Genomic DNA, 25,468 nt, shown 5'->3' with positions numbered 1-25,468 from the left:
CCGGAAACGAACACGAACTGCAATGAACTGGAGACATGAATGGCACACGCGATTCGCTTTCATGAAACGGGCGGTCCCGACGTGCTTCGCTGGGAAAGCATCGAGGTCGGACGTCCCGGCGCCGGCGAAGTCAGGATTCGCCATGCGGCGGTCGGACTCAACTTCGCCGACACGTACTTCCGCAGCGGCCTGTATCCCGTGCCGTTGCCGAGCGGCATCGGCGTGGAGGCAGCCGGGATCGTCGAAGCCATTGGCGACGGCGTGGCGAACGTCGCGGTCGGCGATCGCGTCACGTACACGGGCTTTCTCGACACGCTGGGCGCGTACAGCACAACCCGCCTGATTCCGGCCGCCCCGCTCGTCAAGCTTCCGGATGCCATTTCGTGCGAGACAGCGGCCGCCATGACGATGCGCGGCCTCACCAGCGCGTATCTGCTGCGCCGCATCCGCGCCTTCCGGGAAGGTGACACGATTCTCCTGCATGCGGCGGCCGGCGGCGTCGGCCTAATTGTCTCGCAATGGGCCAGGCTGTTGGGCCTGAAGGTGATCGGGACGGTATCGAGCGAGGCGAAAGCCGAGGTGGCGCGGGCGCACGGATGCGATCAAGTCGTCTTTTATCGCCGCGAGGACGTCGCCGCCCGCGTGCGCGAGATGACCGACGGCAAAGGCGTCGATGCCGTATTCGATAGCGTGGGGAAGGATACGTTCGAAGGGTCGCTGAACTCGCTCAAACGTCGCGGGTTGATGGTATGCGTGGGCACGGCGTCGGGTCCGATTCCGCCGTTCAATCCGCAACTGCTCGCTTTGAAAGGCTCGCTCTTCTTGACGCGCCCGGCGCTGGCCGACTACATCGCCGATCCCGCCGAAAAGGCAGCCCTGGCCGATGAGCTGTTCGGCCACGTCGCCGCCGGACGCATCAAGATCGAGATCAATCAGCGGTATCCGTTGAACGACGCCGCGCAGGCCCATCGCGATCTCGAATCCGGCAAAACGACGGGCTCGTCCATATTCACGGTCGAGGGAGACTGACATGAGAATCGAACCGCTCACCTGTGCGATCGGCGCGGAGCTGGTCGGCGTCGATCTCGCCGACGCCGTGCAAGACGCGGGCTTGTTCGCCGAAATACGCGCCGCCTTGCTGAAGCACCGCGTCCTGTTTCTGCGCGACCAGCATTTCACGCGAGCGGAACATGTGGCGTTCGCCCGCCGCTTCGGCGAACTCGAGGATCATCCGGTCGCCGGCAGCGATCCGGAGCATCCGGGCCTCGTGCAAATCTACAAATCGCCGGAGCAGCCGAACGACCGCTACGAGAATGCCTGGCACACGGATGCGACCTGGCGGGCCGCGCCGCCGTTCGGTTGCGTGCTGCGCTGCGTCGAATGTCCGAGCGTCGGCGGCGATACGATGTGGGCGAACATGGTGCTCGCCTACGAGAACCTTCCCTCGCACGTGAAGGCGCAAATCGAAGGCTTGCGCGCCCGCCACAGCATCGAGGCAAGCTTCGGCGCGGCCATGCCGATCGAGAAGCGGCTCGCGCTCAAAGCTCAATTTCCCGATGCCGAGCATCCGGTGGTGCGCACGCATCCCGAGACAGGCGAGAAGGTGCTTTTCGTCAACGCGTTCACGACACACTTCACGAACTATCACACGCCCGAGCGCGTGCGATTCGGCCAGGATGCGAACCCGGGCGCGGGTCAATTGCTCAGTTATCTCGTCAGCCAAGCCTATATCCCCGAATACCAGGTGCGCTGGCGCTGGCAGAAGAACAGCGTCGCGATCTGGGACAACCGGAGCACGCAGCACTACGCGGTGATGGATTACCCGCCGTGCGTGCGCAAGATGGACCGCGCCGCGATCGTCGGCGACGTGCCGTATTGATTACATACGCGATTACATACGCCGCTTCGCTCCGCACTCGCAACCTTCGGATGCCGAGTATCGGATATCGAATTATTGGAGAACATCATGCAATTCCTCGACGATTCGCTTCACCCAGCCAATCAAGACAAGGTGGTCATCACGGTCGCGCCTTACGGGCCTGAATGGATGCCCGAGGACTTTCCCGAAGACATCCCCGTGACGATGGACGAGCATGTGCAAAAGGCCGTCGACTGCTACAACGCCGGCGCCACCGTGCTGCACTTGCACGTGCGCGAGCTGGACGGCAAAGGCAGCAAGCGTCTGTCGAAGTTCAATGAATTGCTCGCCGGCTTGCGCGAGGCCGTGCCCGACATGATCCTGCAAGTCGGCGGCTCGATCTCGTTCGCCCCCGAAGGCGAAGGGGCGGACGCGAAATGGCTGTCGGACGACACGCGGCACATGCTCGCGGAGCTGACGCCGAAGCCCGATCAGGTGACGGTCGCGATCAACACGGTGCAGATGAACATCACCGAGTTGATGAACGCCGACGAAGTGGCCGGCACGTCGCTGTTCGAGCCCGCCTATTGGGAGGCGTACAAGGAAATGACCGTCCCGGCCGGCCCGGGCTGGGTCGAGGAGCATTTGAAGCGGCTGCAGGCAGCCGGCATCCAGCCGCACTTCCAGCTCACCGGCATGCATTCGCTCGAAACGCTGGAGCGCTTGATTCGACGCGGCGTTTACCGAGGTCCGCTCAATGTGACGTGGGTCGGAATCGGCGGCGGCTTCGACGGCCCGAACCCGTACAACTTCATGGAATTCATCCGCCGCTGCCCGGATGGTTCGTGCATCACGCTCGAATCGCTGATGAAGAACGTGCTGCCGATCAACACGATGGCGATGGCGATGGGCTTGCATCCGCGCTGCGGGATCGAGGATACGATCGTCGATCAGAGGGGCAATCGCGTCACCTCGGTTCAGCAGGTCGAACAGCTTGTCAGGATCGCGCGGGAACTAGGGCGGGAGATCGCAACCGGCAAGGAGGCACGCGAGATCTACAAGATCGGCGTTCAGTATCGCGACGCGGATGAGACGCTCGAAAAGCTGGGCATGGCTCCGAATCGCAAGCCAGGCCAGGTCAACGTTCCGCTACGCGCAGCCTGAAGACCGGAGCGGCCGCGCGCTCGTTGCGCCGCGGCCACCGTGCGATGCCTTGGAGGAGACAACCTTGTACCTGCACAGTGTCAAAGACGCGCCGCGCGCCGCCGCATCACCCTCCGCCTCGTGCGCCTATGGGTGGATCGTGTTCGCGCTGACGTTCGGACTTCTCCTGTCCGACTACATGTCGCGACAGGTCTTGAACGCGGTATTTCCTCTACTGAAAGCCTCGTGGGGGCTGTCCGACACGCGGCTCGGCGCGCTGAGCAGCGCCGTAGCCTTGATGGTGGGCACGCTGACGTTCCCGCTCTCGGTGCTCGCCGATCGATGGGGACGCGTGCGCAGCGTCGTCCTCATGGGTGCGCTCTGGAGCCTTGCCACGCTCGGCTGCGCGGTGTCGCGCAACTACGGCGACATGCTGCTCGCGCGCGCATTCGTCGGCTTGGGCGAAGCTGCCTACGGCAGCGTGGGCTTGGCGATCGTGCTGAGTATCTTCCCGCCGTCGATGCGTGCCACGTTGACAGGGGCTTTCATGGCGGGCGGCGCCTTCGGGTCCGTGTTCGGCATGTCGCTCGGGGGTATCGTCGCCGTTCATCTCGGCTGGCGCTGGTCGTTCGGCGCGATGGCCGCGTTCGGCTTCGCGCTCGTCGTCGTGTATCGGGTGACCGTGACTGAAAAACGTATCGGCGTATCGCGCTGGCACGACGAAGGCCGCACGGAGACGCCTTCCGGTGGCCGGCCGAGCTTTCGTGCGCTATTGAAGAGCCTGTTCTCGACGGTGTCCGTGGTTTGCGCCTATCTCGGCAGCGCGCTGCAATTGTTCATCATGGGCGCGGTACTGGCTTGGATGCCCAGCTTCCTGAATCGCTACTACGGCTTCGCTGCGGACAAGGCCGGCGTGGTGGCCGCGATGTTCCTGATGCTCGGCGGTACCGGCATGATCGTTTGCGGCATCGTCACCGATCGGGTTAGCCGCGTCTTTCCGATTCGGAAATGGGTCTCGGCGATCGCCTATTCGCTGAGTTCGTTCGTCCTGCTGGCCGTCGGGTTTCATCTTCACGCGGGCCCGGCACAGTTGGCTGTGCTCGGTGCGGGCATCTTCCTGGTTGCCGGCACATCGGGCCCGGCCGGCGCGATGGTCGCCAGGCTGACGCCCGAGGCAATCCATGCCTCGGCGTTCGGCACGCTCACGCTGGTCAACAACCTCATCGGTCTCGCGCCCGGCCCGATCCTGACCGGGGTGATCGCCGACCGTATCGGCCTGCTCGGCGCACTGCAGATCATTCCGTTCGCCGCCCTCGCCGCCACGCTGGCATTCGTCGTCGGCAAGCAACGCTATCCGCGGGATCTTCGGCACCTCGCAACGTTAGAGAAAGCGGCCGCACGGCAATGACCTCCTTCACATTAGATGAGATGAACCGCATGAATGCTGTTACGACACCTACGCTCCTCGTCGTTCCCGGTCTGCGCGACCACGTGGAAGATCACTGGCAAACGCACCTCGCACGCAAGGTGCCGGGCGCGCGTTCGGTGCCGCCACTCGAGCATGACAAGCTCAGCTGCGCGGCGCGCGTCGAAGCGCTCGACCGGGCGCTTGCGCAAATCGATGGGCCTGTCCTGATCGTCGCGCATAGTGCGGGCGTCATGATCACCGTACACTGGGCCCGGCGATTTCGGCGCCCCATCGCGGGTGCGCTGCTTGCGGCGCCGGCCGATCTCGAAACGCCAATGCCCGCGGGCTATCCGACGCGCGATGATCTTGAGGCGCACGGCTGGCTGCCGATCCCTCGCGAGAAGCTGCCGTTTCCAAGCATCGTGGCAGGCAGCACCAACGATCCGCTGGCGGGACTGGCACGCGTCGAGGCTTTGGCGTCCGTGTGGGGCAGCCGGTTCGAGAATGTGGGCGCGGTCGGGCATCTGAATCCCGCCGCCGGCTATGGCGAGTGGCCAGAGGCCGAAGCGTTGATCGGCGAACTCGTATAAGCGACTTCGAACCGAGCGCCACCTTTTTCCGTGTTTGACAGGTACCTCGGGATGCGAATGCCGGCCATCTTATCCGCGCATCAATGAACGACGGCGTGCACCCAATGCACCAAAGGCGCAATGCGCGGCTCCCATAGCGATCGCGCGATCCAACATGCGGCAGCCCACGCCAACGTCACGACGAGCAGATCGCAACGCCCGCTCTTCCACAAATTCAAAGAGTGCCGTTTCCAGATCCAAGGCACACCGAGCGGATTCGGCCAATCGGCAAGCAAGTGCATGATGCCGCCGCAAGCAAAGCCGAACAGCGCGGCGGTGTAGGGACGGGAGTGATGAAGCGAACAATACGCGAAGACAAGTGCGGCGGCCCAGCCTAGGCCCCAATGCGTTGCGGTGCGATGCGTGATCCAAAGCCGCCGCGCGCGGCTCCACCAGGCAACTTCCATCCAATCGGGCGCGGTGCCGCCCGCGACGCCGGCCACGAATGCGACCAAGCTGCCCGCATGCCACGGACCGGCCGCTCCGGCCTGGGCGACGAGCACCGCCGCAATCAATCCGGCTGCCCAGCCGGTAGCGTGATGAGCACTGTTCGATGCCATACCGTCGATGCATTTGCCATGCGAAAAGCGAAGGGACGGTATTGTCGCAGAACGGCGCGCATTAGATAGGACCGACTGTCACGCCTTTACGCCAACATGCGAAATAAAAAGCTGCCGAGAAAGACGCCAAACGCGCCGATGATGCCCGTCAAGGTTGGCGGTGCCGGCAAAGGCAAGCGCAGCCATGAGAACAGAATACCGACCGTCAGCCCCGCGCCGAGCGCAAGCAGACTCTGCGTCATCGCCGTCTCCTTTAATCCACACTCACGGGAGCAATCGCGCCGACGAACTGCCGCAGCGTTTTGTCGATGAGCTCGAGCGTTGCCGGATCCTTCAATTCACCGTCCGCCACCTTGAGCCCGACCTGCGTGATCGCAATCTCGCGCAGCGGCACGAGGTGGCATAGCATCGACGAAAGCGTCTCGCGCAATTGATACTGGGCGCGCACGCCGCCCAGCGCTCCCGGCGATAGCGTCGCGAAGAAAACCGGCTTACCCAGCATGCAACTGTTGAATGCAGGGCGCGAGAGCCAGTCCAGCGCATTCTTGAGCACGCCGGGCAGCCCATGGTTGAACTCGGGCGTCACGATGATTACGGCATCGCAAGCCTGAACCCGGTCGCGGGCGGAAGCAACGGAGCGAGGCAGGGCTTCCCGCTCGGCATCCTCGTTGTAGTGCGGCAGCGACCCGATGTCGAGCGAGTCGACTTCGGCCCCCTTGGGCAACAGCCGGGCAATGGATTTGACGACGATTTGCGAATAGGACGCGGCACGAAGGCTGCCCGCGATGGCGACGACGTTGAGCGACGATGTCAAGGCTCACTCCAGGATCTAGAAATCGGCTGGCCACCATGGCCAACGCACCGATGTATTATTCTCGCAATAATTCACCATTTCTTTCGCGATCCTGCCATTTGCTGACGCCAGGCTGCCATGTTCATGTTGAACCTACCGGTTGAAGCCGTCGCCATCGATCACGCCGCGGGCGTCGAGATCGCGGGACACGCGCACGGCAGCGGGCAGTTGTCGCTCGTATCGCGCGGGACGATGACGATCACCGCCGAGGAAGGCTGGTGGCTTGCACCGCCAGGCCTCGCCGTTTGGATACCGCCGAACGTATTTCACGCGGCGCATTACAGCGAAGCGTCGTCTCTCGTCAATTTGAGATTCGCTTCGTCGTTCGCCTCACGTTTGCCGAAGGGTTGCCGCTCGATCGTCGTCTCCGACCTGCTGCGCGAACTCGCGCGAGAAGCCGTGCGATTGAGCGCGGCCGATCACGAAAGCGAGTTGCATACGCTGGGCCTGATTGCGGAACTGATGGTGGTCCAAGCACAACAGCCGCAACGCGGGCCCGGGCTGTTTGTACCGCACGGCGGCGACCGCAGGCTGCGTCAGGCCATCGACATCCTGCGGCTGGATCCCGGCAACGACATCAATCTCGATGATTTGGCCGCGCGCGTGCACACGAGTTCACGTACACTCGCGCGCCTCTTCACCGCCGAAACGAAGATGACGTTTGGACGCTGGCGTGAACATCTGCGCATCGTCTGCGCGGTGGACAAGCTCACTCGTGGGCAGTCGATTACGCAAACCGCGCTCGACCTCGGCTATGGGAGCGCGAGCAGTTTCACGACCCTCTTTACAAGGCAGTTGGGAATGCCGCCCCGCCGGTACATGGAGCAGTTGCGGCGGAGGCAGGAGGTCCTAAACGATCGCGTGAATACAAATGGCCACTAAATGGCCATTGTCAGAGCCTCAACCCAGCGGCAGCTCGAGCCGAGCGACCTCCGCGAAATATCGCGCACCGGTCAGCAAAATGTCGTCGTTGAAGTCGTACGTCGCGTTGTGCAGCGGAACGCCGCCCCTATCCGCCGATTCGCCGTTTCCGATAAAAATGAAGTTCCCCGGCACCGCTTGCAGGAACGCCCCGAAGTCCTCCGAAATCATCATGGGCTGCACATTGGCGTCGACATTGCCGTCTCCCGCCACGTTGCGGGCCGCCCGCACGGCCACATCGACGAACTGCTCCGAGTTCACGGTAGGCGCGAACTCGTGCGTGTACTCGAACGCGCATTCGACACCGTGCATGCGGCACAAACCCTCGCTTACCTCGCGCATGCGGCGCGCGAGCAGCGATTGCACCTCGGGCGAATAGCTGCGCGTATCGCCCTTGATCGTGACGTTGGACGGGATGACATTCCTGAGCCCGTCCGTGATGAACTCGGTGCATGAAATCACGGCGGGCAAACTCGGATCGAGGTTGCGGGAAACGATCGTCTGCAATGCGAGCACGATTTCCGAACCGATGACGATCGGATCGATGCCCATGTGCGGACGCGCCGCGTGGGTGCCCCGCCCCTTGATACGAATGACGAAGTTGTCCTCGCTGGCCATGATGCCGCCCGGCCGCGTCGCAAACGTGCCGGCCCGCATGCCCGGCATATTGTGCGCACCGAAGATCGCATCGACGGGAAACCGCTCGAACAGCCCATCGGCCATCATCGCCTTCGCGCCTCGGCCATGCTCTTCGGCCGGCTGAAAAACGAAGCGCACGGTGCCGTTGAAATCGCGCTGCTCGGCCAGCAATCGAGCCGCGCCCAACACCATCGACATGTGCCCGTCGTGTCCGCACGCATGCATCTTTCCAAGCGTTCGAGAAGCATGCGGCCGATCCGGCGCCTGCTCCACGATATTCAGTGCGTCCATATCCGCGCGTATCCCGATCGCGCGCTTGCCGTCGCCGACGGTCAAATTGGCGACGAGACCCGTGCCGCCGATTCCTCGATGCACCTCGTAGCCCAACGTCTTCAAAATGTTGGCGACATAGTCGGCGGTACCGATTTCCTCGAAACCGGTCTCGGGATGCTGATGCAGATGCCGGCGCCAGGTCTTCAGTTGTCCCTGCAGCGTGCTTTCCATCGCTGAAACCCTCGTCGAATAGATTGAAACGCCGTCGTTAGCGAACGGTGTTGCACAACCACGCTTGCTGCCGTGCCGCTACGGCCTGTGAGGATTCGCCGGCTAGTTCGGCGTAGACGTCCGGTGCTGTCGCTCCCTCGGTACTGATCACGAGCACGCGGGAGTGGCGATCAAGCCCGACCGCGCGGGCGAGCTCAGGGCTGCGCATCAACACGCAAAGGCCGGCAAAACCCGCCGCGCCCGATTCGCCGGCGACAATCGGCACGTCGTTGCCACCGCCCGCCGCCAACAAGCGCATGGCATCGATGGCATCGCGATCGTCGATCAGCATGAAATCGTCGATACATCGATCGAGAATCTTCCATGCGAGCGGCGATGCCTCGCCACATGCGAGCCCCGCCATGACGGAATCGACCGATCCCGTCGCTTTCGTCGCATAGCCTGCGATCGCGCTTTGATACAGGCAATCCGCTTGGCTGGGCTCGACAACGATAAAACGCGGCCGCGCGGCGCCGTAACGTTCCCATAGAAAGCTCGCGATACCCGCGGCAAGACCGCCGACACCGCCCTGTAGAAAGACGTGCGTGAATGCCGAGCGAGCCGCGCCGCTCATGGACGACTGCTCGACGATTTCCGCCGCAATCGCGCCGTAGCCCTGCATGACATCGCGCGGGATAGCCTCGTATCCCTCATAGGACGTATCGGACACCACCTGCCAGCCGTTGGCTTTCGCAAGCGCCGCCGCATGCTCGACCGATTCGTCGTAGCTCCCGGCGATCCGCACGATCCTCGCGCCGTAAGCCGCGATGGCCCGTTCGCGTTCGACGCTCACATTCGCATGCAAGACGATGACGCACTGGCAGCCGACCGCTTGTGCCGCGGCGGCCAATGCCTTGCCGTGATTGCCGTCCGTCGCGCTGACGACGGTGAGGTTCGCCACCATCTCGGCATAGCCGCCCACGATCAATGCCTTCGGGTCGACGTCGTGCGTCGGCCATAAGCGCATGACGAGGCGAATCAATGCGATCGGCGCGCCCAATGCCTTGAAGCTGCCGAGCGGCGAGCGGAACGCTTCGTCCTTCACCGAAATATGCGCCACGCCCAATTGCGCGGCGGCATCGTTCAAGTCCCATAGGGGCGTCGCCCCACGGCTAATCAGGCTCCAAGCCGAAAGCCACGCGCGGCTTTGCTCGGCCGCCTCGACGTTGAGAATCGACTTCAAAACACCCGGATAGGCATCGCGGGAAGCGCGGGAATTGGCAATCAGCATGGCGGCATCGCTCCTTCTGCCGAGGTTCGCGGCAGACATAGGTTCCGTGGAAAAGTATTCGTCCATGGAGCGAAATCATATTGCGCACCCTGTCGCAAAACGTCTCATAATTTAGGCGGTCAATGCAAAAATTTATCACTTACCCCACCCGAGGCGCTCAATCATGGCGGTCAACTTAGACAACTTCGATCGCAAGCTCTTGGCGGAAGTCCAACGCGACGCTCAGGTTCCGCAAAATGAACTCGGCGCACGCGTGCACCTGTCGACGGCGGCGGTCAATCGGCGGCTGCGCCGTCTTGCCGAAGAAGGCGTGATCGATCGTTACTGCGCCGTCCTTGCACCTGAAAAAGTGGACTACCCGCTCACCATCGTCACGACGGTCGAAGTGGAGAGCGAGCAGATCGACCTCATCGATGCGATGAAGCGCACGTTCGCTCAGTGCCCTCAGATCCAGCAGTGCTACTACGTCGCGGGCGAATGGGACTTCGTGCTGATACTGACCGCGCGCAACATGGAGCAATACAACGAACTCACGCGCGAGCTGTTCTTCTCCAACAACAACGTGAAGCGTTTCAAAACGCTGGTCAGCATGAGTCGCGTCAAGGCGGGGATGAGCGTGCCGGTTGATTTATCGGATGAATGAGCGGGATGCGTGAACCTTTCGAAGCCTCATCGTCCGCATTGCGCTCAATTCATCCTCTTCGATCCCTATTCGTCTGCTTTATCGAACGAACACGTCAATTTAAGCAAAAGAGGCGATCCATCCCCCTAAGGAAATTCTTACCCCCGCCGTAAACCTATGGGAAGCGTTTCGTAAAACATAGTCCGACCCCTGCTTTCCGCATGCGATTGATCAGATCATTCGAGCGCAACAACGCGGCGAACATTGCATTGATGCGCAGCCAGTTCGAAGCGTTCTCGCGGCAACTGCCGCTGCTCTATTTCACGCTGGTGGCCAACAGCCTGGCGGTAGCGTTCACGCACGCGCACAGCGCGCCGGCCTTCTTGAGCAAGATCGTTCCAGCCGTGCTGTGCGCGTGCTGCGTGCTGCGGCTCGTCATCTGGGCACGCCGCCGTTCGCTGCGCACGACGCTGACCGACGACGAGATCGCGGTACGCATCCGAAATACGGTCGTGATGGTCGTGATGTTCGGCGTGGCCTTCACCAGCTGGGGTTTGAGCCTTTATCGGTACGGCGACACTTACGCACACGTCCACGTGGCGTTTTACATGTCGATCACCGTGATCGCCTGCATCTTCTGCCTGATGCATGTGCGCATTGCCGCGCTGCTGCTCACGGCCATTGTGCTCGGCCCGTTCGTCGTGTTCTTTTCTCTGACCGGCAACGAGGTGCTGATCGCCATCGCGATCAACGTGGTGCTCGTCTCGGGGGCCATGATCAAGGTGCTCCTAACCTACTATCGCGACTTCGCCGATCTCGTGAACGCGAAGAAGGTGCTCGAGGACAAGCAGCAACAGCTGCTGGCGCTGAACAGCGAGAATCTGCGGCTCGCGAACATGGACAGTCTCACGGGATTGCCGAACCGGCGCCACTTTCTCGGCCGTCTCGGCAAGCACTTCGCGCACGACGGCTTGGACGAGCGGCGCTTCGCCGTGGGTATCGTCGATCTCGACGGCTTCAAGCAGGTCAACGACTTGCACGGTCACCGCGCGGGCGACGCCTTGCTGCGCGAGGTCGGCCGCCGGCTGAATCTATTCTCCAACGACGAGGTGCAGATCGCTCGCCTCGGCGGCGACGAGTTCGGCCTGCTGTTCGGGCGCGTCTCGGCCAACGATGCGCTCATTTCGACGAGCACCGCGATTTGCGACGCGCTGCGCGAGCCGTACGAGCTGCCGCAAGCGACCGTGCGCGTTTCGGCCACGGTCGGCATCGCACTGTTCCCCGAAGCGGGCCGCACGGCCGAGCAATTGTTCGAACGCGCGGACTACGCGCTCTATCACGCCAAGGTACATCGACGCGGGCAAGCCACGATCTTCTCCGAGCAGCACGAAAGCACGATTCGGCACCTCGGCCGCATCGAGCAAGCACTGCGGCAAGCAGACCTCGAACAAGAGATGACGCTGCATTTCCAGCCGATTCTCAATGTCGACACGGGCGAGGTCGTCACGTACGAATCGCTCGCGCGGTGGCACAGCCCCACCCTCGGCCCGATCTCGCCCGACGTCTTCATCCGCACCGCGGAAAAGAGCGACCTGATTCACCAGTTGACGGCGGTGCTGCTGCACAAGGCGCTCGCGTTCATGGAGGAAAGCGATCCGAGCATCGGCGTGTCGTTCAATCTCTCGGCGCGCGACCTCGCCTCGCCCGATGCCGTCGAACAGATCCGGCGGATCGTGCAGCAAAGCAACGTCGACGCGAGCCGCCTCACGTTCGAAGTGACCGAAACCGCCGTGATCGAGGACTTCGCGAAAGGCCGCGCGGCGCTATCGCAATTGAGCGCGCTCGGCGCAAAGATCGCGCTCGACGATTTCGGCACCGGATATTCGAGCCTGCACTGCATTCACCAGTTGCCGTTGAACAGCGTCAAGGTCGATCGGACATTCGTGGGAAATATCGAGCACGACGCCTTGGCTCAGGGAATCGTTCGCAGCATCGTCGAACTGTGCCGCAACCTCGAACTGAGCTGCGTGATCGAAGGCGTGGAGACCGATCGGCAAGCGGCCGTGCTGACCGAGCTAGGCTGCAATTTCATGCAGGGCTATCACTTCGGCAGGCCTGCCGCCATGGTCGGGGATTCGCCGCGACGCATGCCAGCCGCGACCGGCACGACCGGGCGCTAGCGTCCCGCTTCCTCACGGCTCACGGCACTGGCGCAATAGGGAGGGCTAGCGCCCGCCGGCGACAGCCGGTTTGGCGGGCGAGGCGATGGCCGGCGGCGTCTCCTTGATCTGGCGGAAGATCAGCGCGGCAACGAGCGTAATCCCGCCCACGCAGACGAAGCTCATCCGGAACCCGAAAATCGCCGATCCCCATTGGTCGGAGAACAGCTTGACCAGCGTGCCGCTGATCGACACGCCCAACCCCATCGCGAGCATCTGCACCATCGAGAAGAGGCTGTTGCCGCCGCCGGCGTCTTCGTGCGACAGCCCTTTTAGCGTGACGCTGTTCATCGCCGCGAACTGCATCGAGTTGGCCGCGCCGAAAACGATCAGCACGACGATCGCGACGATCGCGGGCGTGCTCGGCGTGATCAGCGCGAACGCGACGATCGATCCCCCGACGATCAGCGTATTCACGAGCAAAAACGTGTCATACCCGAAGCGGCGAATCAGCGGCGCGATCCAGCGCTTGGCCAGCGTGCCCGACAGCGCGGCCGGCAGCATCATCAATCCCGACTGCAACGGCGCATAGCCGAGCTGGAGTTGCAGCAGCAGCGGAACGAGGAAAGGCACGGCGCTCGACCCGATCCGGCACACGAGATTGCCGATCAGCCCCACGCTGAAGTTCGGCTCGCGAAACAGCGATAGCTTGAACAGCGGATTGCGGCGGCTGCGCGCATACGGCACATAGGCAAGCGCGGAGACGAGGCCGAGCGCGAACAGGCCGGTGGACCATGCGGCGCGGTGCGATTGCGACGGCGCGTCGACGGCGAGCGAGAACGCGATCATGCACAGCGAGAGCAGCGCGCAGCCGGTCAGATCGAAGCGCGGCGCGGCGGTACTGGTGGCGCGCGGCAAATAGCGGTGGACCGCGAACAGCCCGACCACGCCGATCGGCACGTTGATCAAGAATATCCAGTGCCACGAAATCGCTTCGACGAACCAGCCGCCGAGCGTCGGCCCGACGATCGGCCCCACTTGCCCGGCGACGGAAATCATCGCGAGCGCCGAGACGTATTGCTCGCCGCTGACGCTGCGCAGCACGGCGAGGCGGCCGATCGGCAACAACATCGAGCCGCCGATGCCCTGCAGGACACGAGCGATCACGAGTTGCCCGAGCGTGTGCGAGCTTGCGCAGCATACCGAGCCGAGCACGAATATCAGGATCGCGGTGAAGTAGACGCGGCGCGTGCCGAAGCGGTCGGCGAGCCAGCCCGACGCGGGCGTCAGCGTCGCCATCGTCAGCGTGTAGGCGACGATCGCCCACTGCATCACCAAGGGCCGGACGCCGAGGCTATGCGCGATGGACGGGAGCGCGGTGTTGACGATCGTCGTGTCGAGCGCCTGCATGAAAAACCCTGCGGCGACGATCCACAACAGCGCGGTTTGGGTGGAATCCTTATTCATCTGGAAAATGCTTCAAATGCGCGGCCGGCTGAAAGAACGAACGAGGAGGTCGCCCTTCTGCAAACCATGTCGATCACGCCTGACGCAATCGGTGGAAACCCAACCATGATATTGGAAGCGGTTTCAATCGAGAACCCCACTGGCGGCATTGACTGTTATCGGCATTGCCGATAACAATCGGCCCATGCTCAATCCTGTCTGGTTGAAAACGTTCGTGACCGTCTCGGCGTGCCATAGCTTCACGGAGGCGGCGCGCCAGCTCGGCCTGACGCAGTCGAGCGTCAGCGAACATATCCGGCGCCTCGAAGACACGGTCGGCCGGCGGCTGCTGGTGCGCGACACGCATTCGCTCGCGATGACGCCCGACGGCGAGGCGATGCTCGCCCATGCCGGCGTGATCCTGCAGGCGCTGAACCGCGCCGAATCGCAGTTTCGCGGGCCGCGGCTGAAAGGCCGCGTGCGCCTGGGCTCGTCCGACGACATCGCGCTCGGTCCGCTGCCTACCGTGCTGGCGGCGTTTCGCAACGCGCATCCCGATGTGGAACTTGAAATCGTCATCGGCATGACGGGCCGGCTTTACGAACTGGTCGATGACGGCTCGATCGATCTGTTTATAGGCAAGCGCAGGCTCGGCGACAAGCGCGGCGTCCCGCTCTTTACCGGGCGGCTCGAATGGCTCGCGCGGACGGGCACGCTCGTCGATCTCGAACAGCCGCTGCCGCTGATTCTCGTCGCCGAGCCTAGCGTGACGCGCGCGGTCGTGCTCGATGCGCTGGCGGAGACCGATTTTCGGTGGCAGATCGTCTGTACCAGCAGCAGTCATTCGGGTTGCATCGCGGCGGCGCGCGGCGGGCTCGGCATTACCGTGCGCGCGCAGTATGTGTCGGCGCGCGGGCTTTCTCAGCCGGTCAACGCCGCCGCCCTGCCCCTTTTACCCGACGTCGAATTCATCGCGCTGGCTGCGAAACGCCTCAGCCGGCCCGCGCAGACGCTGCTGCAATTGCTTTTCGACAGCGATCTGCGGGGGTCTTGGGTGGGGGAATAAGGCGGTGACGGAGAAGATCGCGAAAAATGATCAAACCTGTACCAGGATTGATTACACCTACCCCAGAACCGGGAGCGTCGCAGCAATTGCCGAGCGTCTGATTTCGCGCGTGCTTCGCCGCGAGCCATTTGAGGAGGAATACCCTGGCACAGGTTACGAGAGAGCGAATAGCACACATGGACCCGAAAATCGAAGCGATCATGTCTGGCGGCCAACCTGTTGAATCCGAGCAAGCCGTACACGCCGTCGCGGAATTGTTTCCGGACGTGCTCGCGGCGCTTCGTAGGGCCGCGAGAACCGAAGTCCACGCTTTCCTTGTGACGGCCCAGGATCCCTTGAACGAACTCTCGCCTGCGGAGATGCTGGCGGGTATGCCTTTCGCAACGAGAACCGGCCTCCACGCCAGCCAATCGCGACTGCTGCGGTTGCCCGCCGCCGAGCGACAGCACCGCGTTCTGGGGCTAATCGAGTTGCACAAGCGAGGCGTGGACGAATGAACGTCCATTGCAATGAATGAGCTTCGTGGCGGAGTTAGTCGAATCGAGGTGCTTTTCGTAGAGACTGTCGAAAATAAGCGGCTCGCAGCAGACGCGCTGCTCGTCGAGCCGCCACCCAGCAGTGCGTGATGCTTCGTCGCGGTTTTACGTTTTTGACGCCCGCCGACCACCCTCAAAACAAATGCCGAATACCGACCTGCACGCCCGTTTCGCTCTGCCCGCCATCCGGTGTGACGAACGAACCGCTCGTGATGCTCGCGCCCGTCATCTTGTATTGCGCCGTTCCGCTGTTGCTTAGATGCGAGACCACGCCATACACGCGAGTCCGCTTCGAAAGATCACAGTTCACGATCGCGCTCATCTGGCGCGCGTTGTTGCCCAACGATGAGCTGTCCTTAACGAACGCATAGCCGGCACCTGCGGATAAGAACGGGCTGAATCGATAATCCGCCGACAACGAATACGTGCTGTGCCAGTTGCCCGGCACGTTGCCGACGGGCCCAACCGAAGGATCGTATTTGCCGGCCGGGTTGCTGAGTGCGTTGCCCGTCGTAGCGGAAATGACATCGTTCGCCCTGAAGTAGCCGAAGTAAATCTTGCCCCTGCCGTAATCGACGTTGCCGCCGGCCATGAACTCCTGAACGCGGTTGTTTGCCGTCGCATTCGCCGCATTCAAGTATGCCGCGGCGAGGTATGCCGGACCCAACGTAGTTTGCACACCTGCCTGATAGACGGCGTTGCCCGCGAGCGTCCCCGGCTGCCCCCCCACGGAATAATGGAGTTCGACTTGTGTCGTTCCGAACTTCGGCGAGAGATAGCTGATGTCGTTATCGACACGCGCCAGCCAATTTGCAAAGTCGTTGTAGCCCGAAGCATAGGTTGCCGAACCGAACGCATCCATGCTGCCGCTCCACGCGAACATCGGCGTGTTCTGGCGACCAAATCTGAATTCGCCATACGGCGCCGCGATCCCGACCCATGCTTGCCGATCGAAGAATCGATATTGATTCTGCTGCTTGCCCGTGCCGGGATCGAATCCACTCTCCAAATCGAACGTCGTGCGATAGCCGCCGCCAAGGTCCTCGTATCCGCGCAGCCCCCATCGGCTTGTCATTTCTCCGTTGTTGCCGAGCGAGTACAAAGACGTGTGCTTGCCACCGACGGTGGCCGATTGATAGCCAACGAACTCGTCGAGCACGCCATACAGCGTGATCGACGATTGCGCTTGAGCCTGCGACGCACCGAGTATCGCCGCGACGGCGCCGAGCATCGTCACGCTGAGCCTTCGATTCATTTTGTCTCCGAGATCTTGTCGTGTTTTGAACTTAGGTTCTTCGTCCTTCCTCGCCTCAATCAACGCTGCGCCAACATGCGTTTGACGACCAAGGCAAGCGGAACGGTGAACACGAAATGCGACATGAACCCGCCGATGACGACATTCGGATCGAAATAGTTAGGGTGATTGGCGGACGCGATGCTGATGAGCGTATGCATCACGATCCAAGCGGCGATCGCGTAGAACAGCGCCACGAAGGTCGCTTCGTACCCGCGCCTGCGGAAGTAAGGCCAAATGACCGCAAACAGCACGCCCCAGGAAAGCGCGAATACGAAGTGGATTGCCGTCCCGAGAAAATACGCCCAGATACCGAGCGCATCCTGTACGCCCTTGCCGAAGACGAGACCCGTCGCGTTGCGCGGAATGCCCGCGAGCGGCATCAGATGCTGCGCCCCCACCCAGACCAACGCCTCGTACACCCAAATCAGCATCGCTCCAGTCAACCCACCGGCGAGACCCGCGCGAAGGGTCTGCTTGACGCTCGATTGAACCGGCACGCCCGAGTGCGGACCATTGTCGACGTTGCCGTTGCTCGCACTGTAATTGCCACTCATCTTCGTTCTCCTCTCATGTTCGATAAAGCCGCCGCGAGGCCGTGATCCTCGCGTGACAGAACGATAAGAAAGCGGGGCGGCCCGCGGACAGCGAGGGTAAACGTGAGCGAATGAGCGATTTCATGCGAAGCGTACGGCCGCACGCTTCGAAGCCCCGGTTGGGTTTTCCCGCGGAAGCCCGTGGCATAAGGCTCCGCAAGCCGCGCACGGTTTGCGTTAAGACGTCGATTGGGCCACCTCTTCGAAACGGGCCAATAAGCAAAACAGATGGCTAAAGAATCAAGTCGCAAGCATGCTGATCGATGCATCCGGTAGCCTTGCATGTAGCTATACTTCGCACTCGGAAACCGATAAACCGATTGTCGTAGCCTTGCATGGGCGCCATGCGTGCGACGACGCCCGGAAGCTTCGACGCCCCTCTTCCTTCCCGATGAACGAAAGCGACTCCCTGAACCTGGCCCATCTGCACGCCGTCCGTCTCATCGCCGAAACGGGCAGCGTGAGCCGCGCGGCGGCTGCGCTCTTTCGCGCGCAGTCGGCCGTCACGAGAGCCGTGCAGGAAACGGAGTCGGCGCTCGGAGAGCGCCTATTCGACCGCAAGCCGTCGGGCATGCTGCCAACCGCCGTTTGCCGCGCCGTGCTCCGGCGCAGCGAGCGCGTGTTTGGAGAATTGGAAGAAATCGCACGATGGAGCCGAGCGCGACGCGCGCCCCGGCACGCGGCAGCGGAAGCTGGTTTGCCGGCCTATCTGCTCAATACGCGAAGGCTGCAGCTATTCGTGACGCTCGCTCGGCACAAGCATATGCCTAGCGCTGCACGCGCCCTCGGAATCACTCAGCCGGCCGTGAGCAGCGCCGTCAAGATTCTCGAAAGCGGTGCAGGCATGCCTTTGTTTCATCGGAATCCGCGCGGGCTCTTATTGACGAGCGAAGGCGAGACGTTCCTGCTGCATGCGCGGCGCGCGTTGAACGAGTTGCGGCACGTTTCGGACGATGTGGCCGCTTTGCGCGGGCATATTCAAGGCAGCGTGACGGTCGGGGCGTTACCGCTCGGGCGCACGGTCATCCTGCCCGAGGCCATCGCCCACGTTATCCGGCAATATCCCGGCGTACGGGTGGTGACCGACGAAAGTGCTTACGAGTCGCTGGTAGGCGGGCTTAGAGCAGGCGATGTCGATTTCATTCTCGGCGCGCTCCGGCCGTACGATGCCGAAAGCGGCCTCGAGAACGAAAAGCTCATGACCGAGGAACTTGTCGTCTTGGCCCGCCGCGGCCACCCGTTGGAAACGCAGCATGACCTTACCGTCAAGCAATTGACGCAGGTGCAATGGATATTGCCGCGCCGGCAATCGCCCGCACGCGGCCTGTTCGAATCGATGTTCAAACGCCTGAAAATCAAACCGCCGACACCGACCGTAGAAACGGCGGACCTCGCCGTGATTCGCGGTTTGCTGCTTCGCACGGACATGCTCGCCGTGACTTCAGCCCAGCAACTTCACTACGAACGGCAATCCGGCGAAATCGTGGCGCTCGATGCGCCCACCCGGCAGACGAGCCGTGACATCGGATTGACGCTGCGCGCAGGCGGCGCACCGTCGCCTGCGGCACGCGTGCTGATCGACGCGATCCGGATAGCGATCGGGGATGTCGCGAGAACCACGCGGATCATCCGCCGCTAGGTGAATGAGCGAATACGCCGATCGTCCACCGCTCGCTCAGTCGTCATTGCGCTCCGGCATGAGTCGATCGACCACGTCCTGCCAGACGAAAGGAGACAACGCGGCATACCGGATATCGTGCGCGCCCATGTCGTCGACGAACTGATCCTGGAGTTGCGCGCATGCGTCGGTCATCCACGGCCTGATACCCGCGTCGTGAAGAGTCTGACCGACTTCCCGCATTTCTTCCGCACGACGCCGGCCATGCTCCGCGACACGGCTGATCAGATAGCCGGGTAAATCGCGCATGTCGCGCATCTTCTCGAATGTCTCGCGCAGCGAAGCGAGCACGATCTCCTCGGCTTCGTAGGCCCGCGCCGCACTCAAGCATTCGACGGTCAATGCTTCAACGCCTTTGATCATGACGCTGCGGCACATTTTGGCGGCGGAGGCCACGCCCACTTTGTCCGACACCGCGCGCGCGTTGAAGCCGAGCGAGGACAATTGCGCAGCGACCTCGTATGCCCATCTCCCACCCAGCAGCATCGGCACCGACAAACCATACGGAGGCACCGGCGCCATCACCGCCGATTCGACGTAAACACCCCCCGCGTTTTCGATCAGTCGTTGCCCCCGTTGCTTCGTTGCGGGCGAGACAGAGTTGATGTCGACGTAGGTTTGCCCGGCCACGATGCAACTCGCGACCGCTTCGGCGACCTGCTCGTCCGATGCCGCCGTGACGGCCGAGACGATCAGTTGTGCGCCCGATATGGCATCCGCGACCGTCATCGCGGCCCGCACGCGCGCATGCGCGGCTTTCTCGCGCATCGCCGATGCGGTGGCCGGATCGTCGAGCAGGCGGTCGTATATCGTGACGGCAATGCCCTTGCGCGCCAACGCCGCGCCGAGAATACCGCCGGCTTCGCCGAAGCCAACGAAAGCGATTCGATCGATTGAACTCATGAATTGACAGGCTCCATACCATTGCGCCGGATAACCGGTCCGGCTCCAAGCGAAGCGAGAAAGGTCAACCAATCTTTCGCATCTGCGCTGCGGGCCGAGCCCGCGCATACCGCCGCGGAAAAGACGGTGATCTGTTGAGCGCCTGGGGGAAGCGGGCCGACGACATCGATCCCAGGTAGATGAATCAGTTCGCTGAGTTGCTGAAAGCCCAGTTCGACCTCTCCTCGAGCGACTAGCGTGCCCACGGCGACGCCGGACGGCGCTTGCACCGCACGCGGGGCAAGCGCTTCGGCAATGCCCAAATGCCCAAACAAGCTCAGCAGATGCACCCCGCTAGGCCCCGTCGAGTACCCGATGCTCCGCGCGGTGAGAAGGGCTTCTCGAAGCGCGGCTTGGCTCCCGATCTCGGGGTGCGGCGCGCCGGCCCGCACCGCCACCGCTATACCTGATCGAGCCAAGTCGGTCCTACTGCCCGGATCGACGCAGCCCGCGCTCGCTAGACGCTCGATCGCGTCGGCCGCGAGCACGACGACGTCGAACGGTTCACCCTCCAAAATGCGTCGAACCGCGTCAACGCCTCCAACCGATTCGATGCGCACTCGGCGGCTCGAGTGCCGCTCGTATTCATCGGCGAGCTCCGCCAGTACCTGGCGAGTCGCCATCGACGAGATGCCGGCGAGCGGCCCAATCGCAAAGGGATCGACAGTCATATCCACTGCTCTTTCAGATTCAATCGATGTACCGCAGTCCGGCCTGCTTCAACGGCTCACGCATGCCATACATGTCCAAGCCCAGCACACCGGAGGCTAGCTTCGCGCGCTTCGCCGCCTCGTTGGCTTCACGCGCCACTGCTTTTTCTAGCACCTGTCCCGCCATGCGCGAGGGCACGATCGCCACACCGTCGTCGTCGGCAACGACGACATCGCCGGGATTCACCAACGCGCCCGCGCAAACCACCGGGATATTGACTGAGCCGAGCGTCGCCTTGATCGTCCCCTTCGCGGAAATCGCCTTGCTCCATACCGGGAACCCCATCTCTTCGAGCACGCGAACATCGCGGACGCCGGCGTCGATGATCAAAGCCTTCGCCCCGCGCGCCTGAAAACTCGTTGCCAGCAGGTCGCCGAAGTAGCCGTCGGTGCATTCCGCCGTGACTGCCGCGACGACGACGTCGCCGGGCTGAATCTGCTCCGCCGCGACATGCATCATCCAGTTGTCGCCGGGATGTAGCAACACGGTAACGGCCGTGCCGGACGCTTGCGCATGCGGGTAGATCGGCCGCATGTAGGGCTTCAACAATCCGGCTCGCCCCATGGCCTCGTGCACCGTCGCCGAGCCGAAGGCACCGAGCTGCTCGGCGATGGACTTGTCCGCGCGCGCGATGTTGCGATAAACGACACCCAACTCATACATGATCGGCGTTCCTTTCGATTGAGCGCAGCATCGCGTCGAGACGCGGATAGACGCGCCGGGCATTGCCTTCGTAAATCTTGTACCGCTCGCCGGCATCGATATGCGCCGCCTCGATGTAGCGCTTCGTGTCGTCGAAGTAATGCCCCGTTTCGGGATCGATCCCTCGTACCGCGCCGATCATCTCGCTCGCAAACAAGATGTTGTCTACCGGGATGACGCGCGTGAGCAGGTCGATGCCGGGCTGGTGGTAGACGCAGGTGTCGAAAAAAACGTTGTTCAGCAGATGATCCTGCAGCAACGGCTTCTTCAGCTCCTGCGCCAGCCCGCGGAATCGGCCCCAGTGGTACGGCACGGCGCCGCCGCCATGCGGTATGACAAAGCGCAGCGTCGGAAAATCGCGAAACAGGTCGGACGTCAGGCATTGCATGAAGGCCGTCGTGTCCGCGTTCAAATAGTGCGCGCCCGTCGTGTGAAAGCATGCGTTGCAACTCGTGCTGACATGGATCATCGCCGGGATGTCGTACTCGACCATCTTTTCGTAGATCGGGTACCAGTACCGGTCGGATAACGGGGGGCTCGTCCAATGCCCCCCGGACGGATCGGGGTTCAGGTTCACGGCCACACTCCCGTATTGCTCCACGCACTTGACGAGTTCGGGAATGCAACTGGTGATATCGACGCCCTGGCTTTGCGGCAGCATCGCCGCGGGAGCGAAATGCTCGGGAAAGAGCCGGCTTACGCGATAGCAAAGCTCATTGCAGATCGCCGCCCAAGTGCTCGATACCTGAAAGTCCCCGATGTGATGGGCCATGAAGCTGGCCCGCGGGCTAAACACCGTCAGATCGACGCCGCGCTCGCGCATCAGCCGCAACTGATTGGATTCGATCGATTCGCGCAGCGTATCGTCGTCGATCCGCAAGTCAGACACCTTGGGCATCTCGGACGGATTCGCGATGCCCGCGATCTGCCGATTGCGCCATGCCTCCAACGCTTTGGGGGCGGTGGTATAGTGTCCGTGGATATCGATAATCATTCGTATTCCTAACTGATAAATCGTTTGCCTCGTACTGCGACCAACGAAGCGCCGTTCGAGCCGAGGCGCCTCGCCCACGACCGTTCAATGTGCCGCGGTGTTCGCTCGTACCGCCGGCGCGCCTTCGGTCGATCGCTGCGCCATCAGGATGGCGGCTGCCGCCAGCGTCGCGGGCACGGCCAGCATCGCCAGAATCCCGGCGAACTCCCATCCGAGCCCGAGCAGCGCACCGCCGATCGCCGACCCGAAAATGCTCCCGAACCGCCCCATCCCGAGCATCCAACTCACGCCAGTCGCACGCGCGGCCGTCGGATACCGGCCCGGCGCATAAGCATTCAGTCCCGTCTGCGCGCCGCTCATGCAAAAGCCGGCGGCAAAGACCAGCAAGGCCAGCGACGACGACAACGCGCCGATCCACGCCAACCCGAGCACACAGAGGCCACCGCCCAGGTAAGCCGCGCCGATCACGGGCCCCGGCCGCACTTTGTCCATCAGCCAACCGACCCCGATCGCGCCGATCGTGCCGCCGATCTGGAACATGGCCGTCACGTTCGCCGCGGTAGTGACCGACAGTCCGGCATCCTTGATCAGCGTCGGCAGCCAACCGGTCAACAGATAGATGACGAGCAGGCCCATGAAATAGGTCACCCATAACGCAATCGTCGTGAGGCCATAGCCTTGCGAGAACAGCACACCGATCGGCTTACGCGTGGGCAGCGGCGGCTCGGTCGAGACGAACACCTCGTCGCCGGAAAAGCGCACGCCGCATACCTTCCCTAACAATGCCCCGACACGTTCGGACGGTGCCCCGCGGACCGCGAGCAAACGGGCCGATTCAGGCAGGAGCCACAACTGCAGCGGAATCAGCGCAAGCGGCAGCGCGCCGCCGAAGAGCAGCACCGAGCGCCAGCCGTGCACGGGAATGAGCCAGCCCGCCACGAATCCGATCAATGCCGATCCGAAGTTGAAGCCCGTGAACATGATCGTGATCATCAGCGAGCGCTTGCGCTGGGGCGCATACTCCGACAATAGCGTCGTGGTGTTGGGCATCGCTGCGCCAAGGCCGATACCGGTCAGCAAGCGCAATGCGGCCATGGCTACGGGGGAGCCCGCCTGCGCTGTCGCGATCGTGAAAATGCTGAATAGAAAAATCGATGCGATCAGCACGTTCTTGCGGCCGAACCGGTCGGCGCTCGGCCCCGCCACCAGCGATCCGATCACGAGCCCGATCGGGGCCGCGCTCATCACCAGACCGAACTCGGGCCGTGAAATCGCCCAATCGTGAATGATCGACGGCGCCACGAAACCCATGATGGCGACGTCCATGCCGTCCGCGATCACCACGAGGCAACAAAGCGCCACGAGCAGCCATTGGTACGGCGAGATGGGCCGCTCGTCGATGAAAGATTTAATGTCGATTGTCTTGCCGGTCGTCATCGCTTTGTCTCCTGTCTCCTGTTTTCCTGTGTCGGCGCACCGGTCGCCCGTCGTTTTCGTTTTTCAAGGTCGAGCGCCTCCGGTACCGCCTTGAAGGGCGGATTGGAAGCCGGTGCGGTGAGGTGCCTTTCGGCGCTGCTATTGCGATTCGCCGCGATCCCAAGCGAGATCGCCCGACCCTTTGCCCGCTACCGAGTAGAGGGCACCGGGCGCGTTCCGGGTACGCTGGAACGCCTCCAGCGTTTCGCCGCGCATGGCGGCATAGATATGGAGGTTCGATACGCCCGTCACGGCACCGAGCTTCTCGAGCATGAAGAAGATCACGCCGTAGTGAAGCAGGCCTCGCCAGTCACGCCGACGTATCAGATCGCGCTCTTGCTGCGTCAAGCCCGCGGCCTCGAAGCTGGCCTCCGGGTCGCGCAAAAACGCTTCGCGATGACTCGGCTCCACCATTCGATGCAAGTAGCTGTTGATCCGGAACGTCTTGACGGCACCTTCGAGCGTGAACGGATAGGTACCCTCGAGCTTCTCGATCCCGTCGAGCTCAGCCGCCATGCGTTGCCGGTGGCGCTCTGCGATTCCCGGCTCGATGTCGCCCTGCTCGGGCTCGTAGACGGCTGCGGCAATGCCCGTCATCGACGGCAGGTAATAGCTGCGATGTTTGCAGACGACATTGCTCGGCAGCGCCCCGCGCATCGTGAGCCACATGACGACCTCGGCCCCTTCGAAGCCGCCGAGCGTCGCGTATTCGGCGGTCGTCATCTGCGCGAGCTGCTCCGGGTCGCGCCCGAACAGATCGAGAAAGCGCTGGTCCCACTCGCTGTTGTTGAAACCGGCGCGCTCGCCGTGCACTTGATGCGACAGTCCGCCCGTCGCGACGATCGCCACGCGCAGATCCTCGGGGTAGCTTTCGATCGCTCGCCGCAGTGCCTGGCCAAGCTTATAAAAGCGCCGTGCGCTCGGGATCGGCATCTGCAGCACCCCCATCTGGAGCGGAATCAGTTTGGCCGGCCAATCGCGTTCGTGCGGGCAAAGCATCGACAGCGGCGAAAAGCAGCCATGATCGAGCGCCTTGTTTTGGAAGAAGGACATATCGAATTCATCGGTCATCAACGATCTGCCGATGTGCGCGGCCAGTGCCGGATGTCCCGCGATGGGTGGCAAATCGCGCGCGCCGCCGCCTTCGTCGGCCACGCGCCACGTGTCCCCCACCCCCAGCGTGAACGCCGAATAGTGATCGAAGAAGAACGAGGTCACGTGATCGTTGTAGATCAGCAGCAGAACATCGGGCTGCTTTTCGGCAAGCCAGGCGGCTACCGGCGCGAAACTCGCGAAGATCGGCGCCCAAACCGGGTCGTCGTGCTTGTTCTTGTCCAGCGCAAAGCCGATGGTGGGCGTGTGCGAGGCCGCGATGCCTCCGACGATTCGTGCCATTCCAATGATCCTCCGTGACCGCTGAGGCAAAGAGTACATGCGGCGCCCGCCGGTTTGAACGTACGG

Annotated in this window: 25 protein-coding genes; 11 read left to right on the top strand and 14 right to left on the bottom strand. The window is 62.7% G+C overall.

Features of this window, described 5'->3' with window-relative positions:
• The first annotated feature begins 39 nt into the window (after window positions 1–39).
• The 5 genes from DWV00_RS26905 to DWV00_RS26885 all read left to right on the top strand — a co-directional run bounded on the left by DWV00_RS26905 (window position 40) and on the right by DWV00_RS26885 (window position 4,999).
• The gene (locus tag DWV00_RS26905; RefSeq protein WP_115536663.1) at window positions 40–1,029 is read left to right on the top strand and encodes a quinone oxidoreductase family protein; all 990 of its coding nucleotides are present in this window, start codon (window positions 40–42) and stop codon (window positions 1,027–1,029) included.
• Between the two features lies 1 nt (window position 1,030).
• Complete coding sequence (locus DWV00_RS26900) at window positions 1,031–1,879, top strand: TauD/TfdA dioxygenase family protein (RefSeq protein WP_115536662.1); 849 nt, start codon at window positions 1,031–1,033, stop codon at window positions 1,877–1,879.
• Window positions 1,880–1,966: 87 nt separating this feature from the next.
• Window positions 1,967–3,022, top strand: coding sequence for a beta-keto acid cleavage family enzyme (locus DWV00_RS26895; RefSeq protein WP_115536706.1), 1,056 nt, complete (start codon window positions 1,967–1,969; stop codon window positions 3,020–3,022).
• Between the two features lie 64 nt (window positions 3,023–3,086).
• Window positions 3,087–4,409, top strand: a complete 1,323-nt coding sequence (locus DWV00_RS26890) for an MFS transporter (RefSeq protein ID WP_245965055.1) — start codon at window positions 3,087–3,089, stop codon at window positions 4,407–4,409.
• A 29-nt stretch (window positions 4,410–4,438) separates the two neighbouring features.
• The gene (locus DWV00_RS26885) at window positions 4,439–4,999 is read left to right on the top strand and encodes an RBBP9/YdeN family alpha/beta hydrolase (RefSeq protein WP_115536705.1); all 561 of its coding nucleotides are present in this window, start codon (window positions 4,439–4,441) and stop codon (window positions 4,997–4,999) included.
• A gap of 80 nt (window positions 5,000–5,079) precedes the next feature.
• Here the strand turns inward: DWV00_RS26885 and DWV00_RS26880 are convergent, their stop codons facing one another.
• The 3 genes from DWV00_RS26880 to DWV00_RS26870 form a co-directional block, all read right to left on the bottom strand.
• Window positions 5,080–5,598 (bottom strand): metal-dependent hydrolase, encoded by a 519-nt coding sequence (locus tag DWV00_RS26880; RefSeq protein ID WP_115536660.1) that lies wholly within the window; start codon window positions 5,596–5,598, stop codon window positions 5,080–5,082.
• A gap of 86 nt (window positions 5,599–5,684) precedes the next feature.
• Window positions 5,685–5,840, bottom strand: coding sequence for a XapX domain-containing protein (locus DWV00_RS26875; RefSeq protein WP_115536659.1), 156 nt, complete (start codon window positions 5,838–5,840; stop codon window positions 5,685–5,687).
• Between the two features lie 11 nt (window positions 5,841–5,851).
• Window positions 5,852–6,412: an NADPH-dependent FMN reductase gene (locus tag DWV00_RS26870; RefSeq protein ID WP_115536658.1), complete on the bottom strand. Its 561-nt coding sequence runs from the start codon at window positions 6,410–6,412 to the stop codon at window positions 5,852–5,854.
• 123 nt (window positions 6,413–6,535) lie between these two features.
• Between DWV00_RS26870 and DWV00_RS26865 the strand changes: the two genes are divergently transcribed.
• Window positions 6,536–7,333: an AraC family transcriptional regulator gene (locus DWV00_RS26865; protein WP_115536704.1), complete on the top strand. Its 798-nt coding sequence runs from the start codon at window positions 6,536–6,538 to the stop codon at window positions 7,331–7,333.
• A gap of 18 nt (window positions 7,334–7,351) precedes the next feature.
• Here the strand turns inward: DWV00_RS26865 and DWV00_RS26860 are convergent, their stop codons facing one another.
• The gene (locus tag DWV00_RS26860; RefSeq protein ID WP_115536657.1) at window positions 7,352–8,515 is read right to left on the bottom strand and encodes a M20 aminoacylase family protein; all 1,164 of its coding nucleotides are present in this window, start codon (window positions 8,513–8,515) and stop codon (window positions 7,352–7,354) included.
• Between the two features lie 37 nt (window positions 8,516–8,552).
• Complete coding sequence (locus DWV00_RS26855; RefSeq protein WP_115536703.1) at window positions 8,553–9,785, bottom strand: diaminopropionate ammonia-lyase; 1,233 nt, start codon at window positions 9,783–9,785, stop codon at window positions 8,553–8,555.
• 163 nt (window positions 9,786–9,948) lie between these two features.
• On the opposite strand from DWV00_RS26855, the gene DWV00_RS26850 reads away from it, so the two are divergent.
• Window positions 9,949–10,428, top strand: a complete 480-nt coding sequence (locus DWV00_RS26850) for an Lrp/AsnC family transcriptional regulator (RefSeq protein WP_115536656.1) — start codon at window positions 9,949–9,951, stop codon at window positions 10,426–10,428.
• 200 nt (window positions 10,429–10,628) lie between these two features.
• On the top strand, window positions 10,629–12,587 hold the full coding sequence (locus tag DWV00_RS26845; protein ID WP_115536655.1) for a putative bifunctional diguanylate cyclase/phosphodiesterase: 1,959 nt from the start codon (window positions 10,629–10,631) through the stop codon (window positions 12,585–12,587).
• Window positions 12,588–12,632: 45 nt separating this feature from the next.
• Here DWV00_RS26845 and mdtD read toward each other — a convergent pair whose 3' ends face one another.
• Window positions 12,633–14,033 (bottom strand): multidrug transporter subunit MdtD, encoded by a 1,401-nt coding sequence (gene mdtD, locus DWV00_RS26840; protein ID WP_115536654.1) that lies wholly within the window; start codon window positions 14,031–14,033, stop codon window positions 12,633–12,635.
• Window positions 14,034–14,217: 184 nt separating this feature from the next.
• On the opposite strand from mdtD, the gene DWV00_RS26835 reads away from it, so the two are divergent.
• Entirely contained in the window at window positions 14,218–15,078 is an 861-nt protein-coding gene (locus tag DWV00_RS26835) for a LysR family transcriptional regulator (protein WP_115536653.1), read from the top strand.
• Between the two features lie 176 nt (window positions 15,079–15,254).
• A complete protein-coding gene (locus tag DWV00_RS26830; RefSeq protein ID WP_245965054.1) occupies window positions 15,255–15,575 on the top strand; it encodes a hypothetical protein in 321 nt (106 codons plus the stop codon).
• Between the two features lie 172 nt (window positions 15,576–15,747).
• Here DWV00_RS26830 and DWV00_RS26825 read toward each other — a convergent pair whose 3' ends face one another.
• Together DWV00_RS26825 and DWV00_RS26820 are read right to left on the bottom strand one after the other, a co-directional pair.
• The gene (locus tag DWV00_RS26825; RefSeq protein ID WP_115536652.1) at window positions 15,748–16,869 is read right to left on the bottom strand and encodes a porin; all 1,122 of its coding nucleotides are present in this window, start codon (window positions 16,867–16,869) and stop codon (window positions 15,748–15,750) included.
• Between the two features lie 59 nt (window positions 16,870–16,928).
• Window positions 16,929–17,465 (bottom strand): hypothetical protein, encoded by a 537-nt coding sequence (locus tag DWV00_RS26820; RefSeq protein WP_115536651.1) that lies wholly within the window; start codon window positions 17,463–17,465, stop codon window positions 16,929–16,931.
• 430 nt (window positions 17,466–17,895) lie between these two features.
• Here DWV00_RS26820 and DWV00_RS26815 point away from each other — a divergent pair, with 430 nt between their 5' ends.
• Window positions 17,896–19,143 (top strand): LysR family transcriptional regulator, encoded by a 1,248-nt coding sequence (locus tag DWV00_RS26815; protein WP_115536650.1) that lies wholly within the window; start codon window positions 17,896–17,898, stop codon window positions 19,141–19,143.
• A gap of 36 nt (window positions 19,144–19,179) precedes the next feature.
• Here the strand turns inward: DWV00_RS26815 and DWV00_RS26810 are convergent, their stop codons facing one another.
• The 6 genes from DWV00_RS26810 to DWV00_RS26785 all read right to left on the bottom strand — a co-directional run bounded on the left by DWV00_RS26810 (window position 19,180) and on the right by DWV00_RS26785 (window position 25,402).
• Window positions 19,180–20,085, bottom strand: coding sequence for an NAD(P)-dependent oxidoreductase (locus DWV00_RS26810; protein ID WP_115536649.1), 906 nt, complete (start codon window positions 20,083–20,085; stop codon window positions 19,180–19,182).
• Entirely contained in the window at window positions 20,082–20,795 is a 714-nt protein-coding gene (locus DWV00_RS26805) for a substrate-binding domain-containing protein (protein WP_115536648.1), read from the bottom strand. Before DWV00_RS26805 ends, DWV00_RS26810 begins: the two co-directional genes overlap by 4 nt.
• Before the next feature lie 19 nt (window positions 20,796–20,814).
• On the bottom strand, window positions 20,815–21,498 hold the full coding sequence (gene ligK, locus DWV00_RS26800; RefSeq protein ID WP_115536647.1) for a 4-carboxy-4-hydroxy-2-oxoadipate aldolase/oxaloacetate decarboxylase: 684 nt from the start codon (window positions 21,496–21,498) through the stop codon (window positions 20,815–20,817).
• A complete protein-coding gene (locus DWV00_RS26795) occupies window positions 21,491–22,531 on the bottom strand; it encodes an amidohydrolase family protein (protein WP_115536646.1) in 1,041 nt (346 codons plus the stop codon). The genes ligK and DWV00_RS26795 overlap by 8 nt, the downstream gene beginning before the upstream one ends.
• Window positions 22,532–22,615: 84 nt before the next feature.
• Window positions 22,616–23,968, bottom strand: a complete 1,353-nt coding sequence (locus tag DWV00_RS26790; protein ID WP_115536645.1) for an MFS transporter — start codon at window positions 23,966–23,968, stop codon at window positions 22,616–22,618.
• A gap of 138 nt (window positions 23,969–24,106) precedes the next feature.
• Window positions 24,107–25,402 carry a gallate dioxygenase gene (locus DWV00_RS26785; RefSeq protein WP_115536644.1) on the bottom strand — a complete coding sequence of 432 codons (1,296 nt, stop codon included), beginning with the start codon at window positions 25,400–25,402 and terminating at the stop codon, window positions 24,107–24,109.
• Window positions 25,403–25,468: the final 66 nt, after the last annotated feature.

The sequence above is a fragment of the Trinickia dinghuensis genome (assembly GCF_003367175.1).
Lineage (GTDB): Bacteria > Pseudomonadota > Gammaproteobacteria > Burkholderiales > Burkholderiaceae > Trinickia > Trinickia dinghuensis.
Note: the sequence above shows the minus strand (reverse complement) of the source record. Positions and strands in the feature narration are given on the sequence as shown.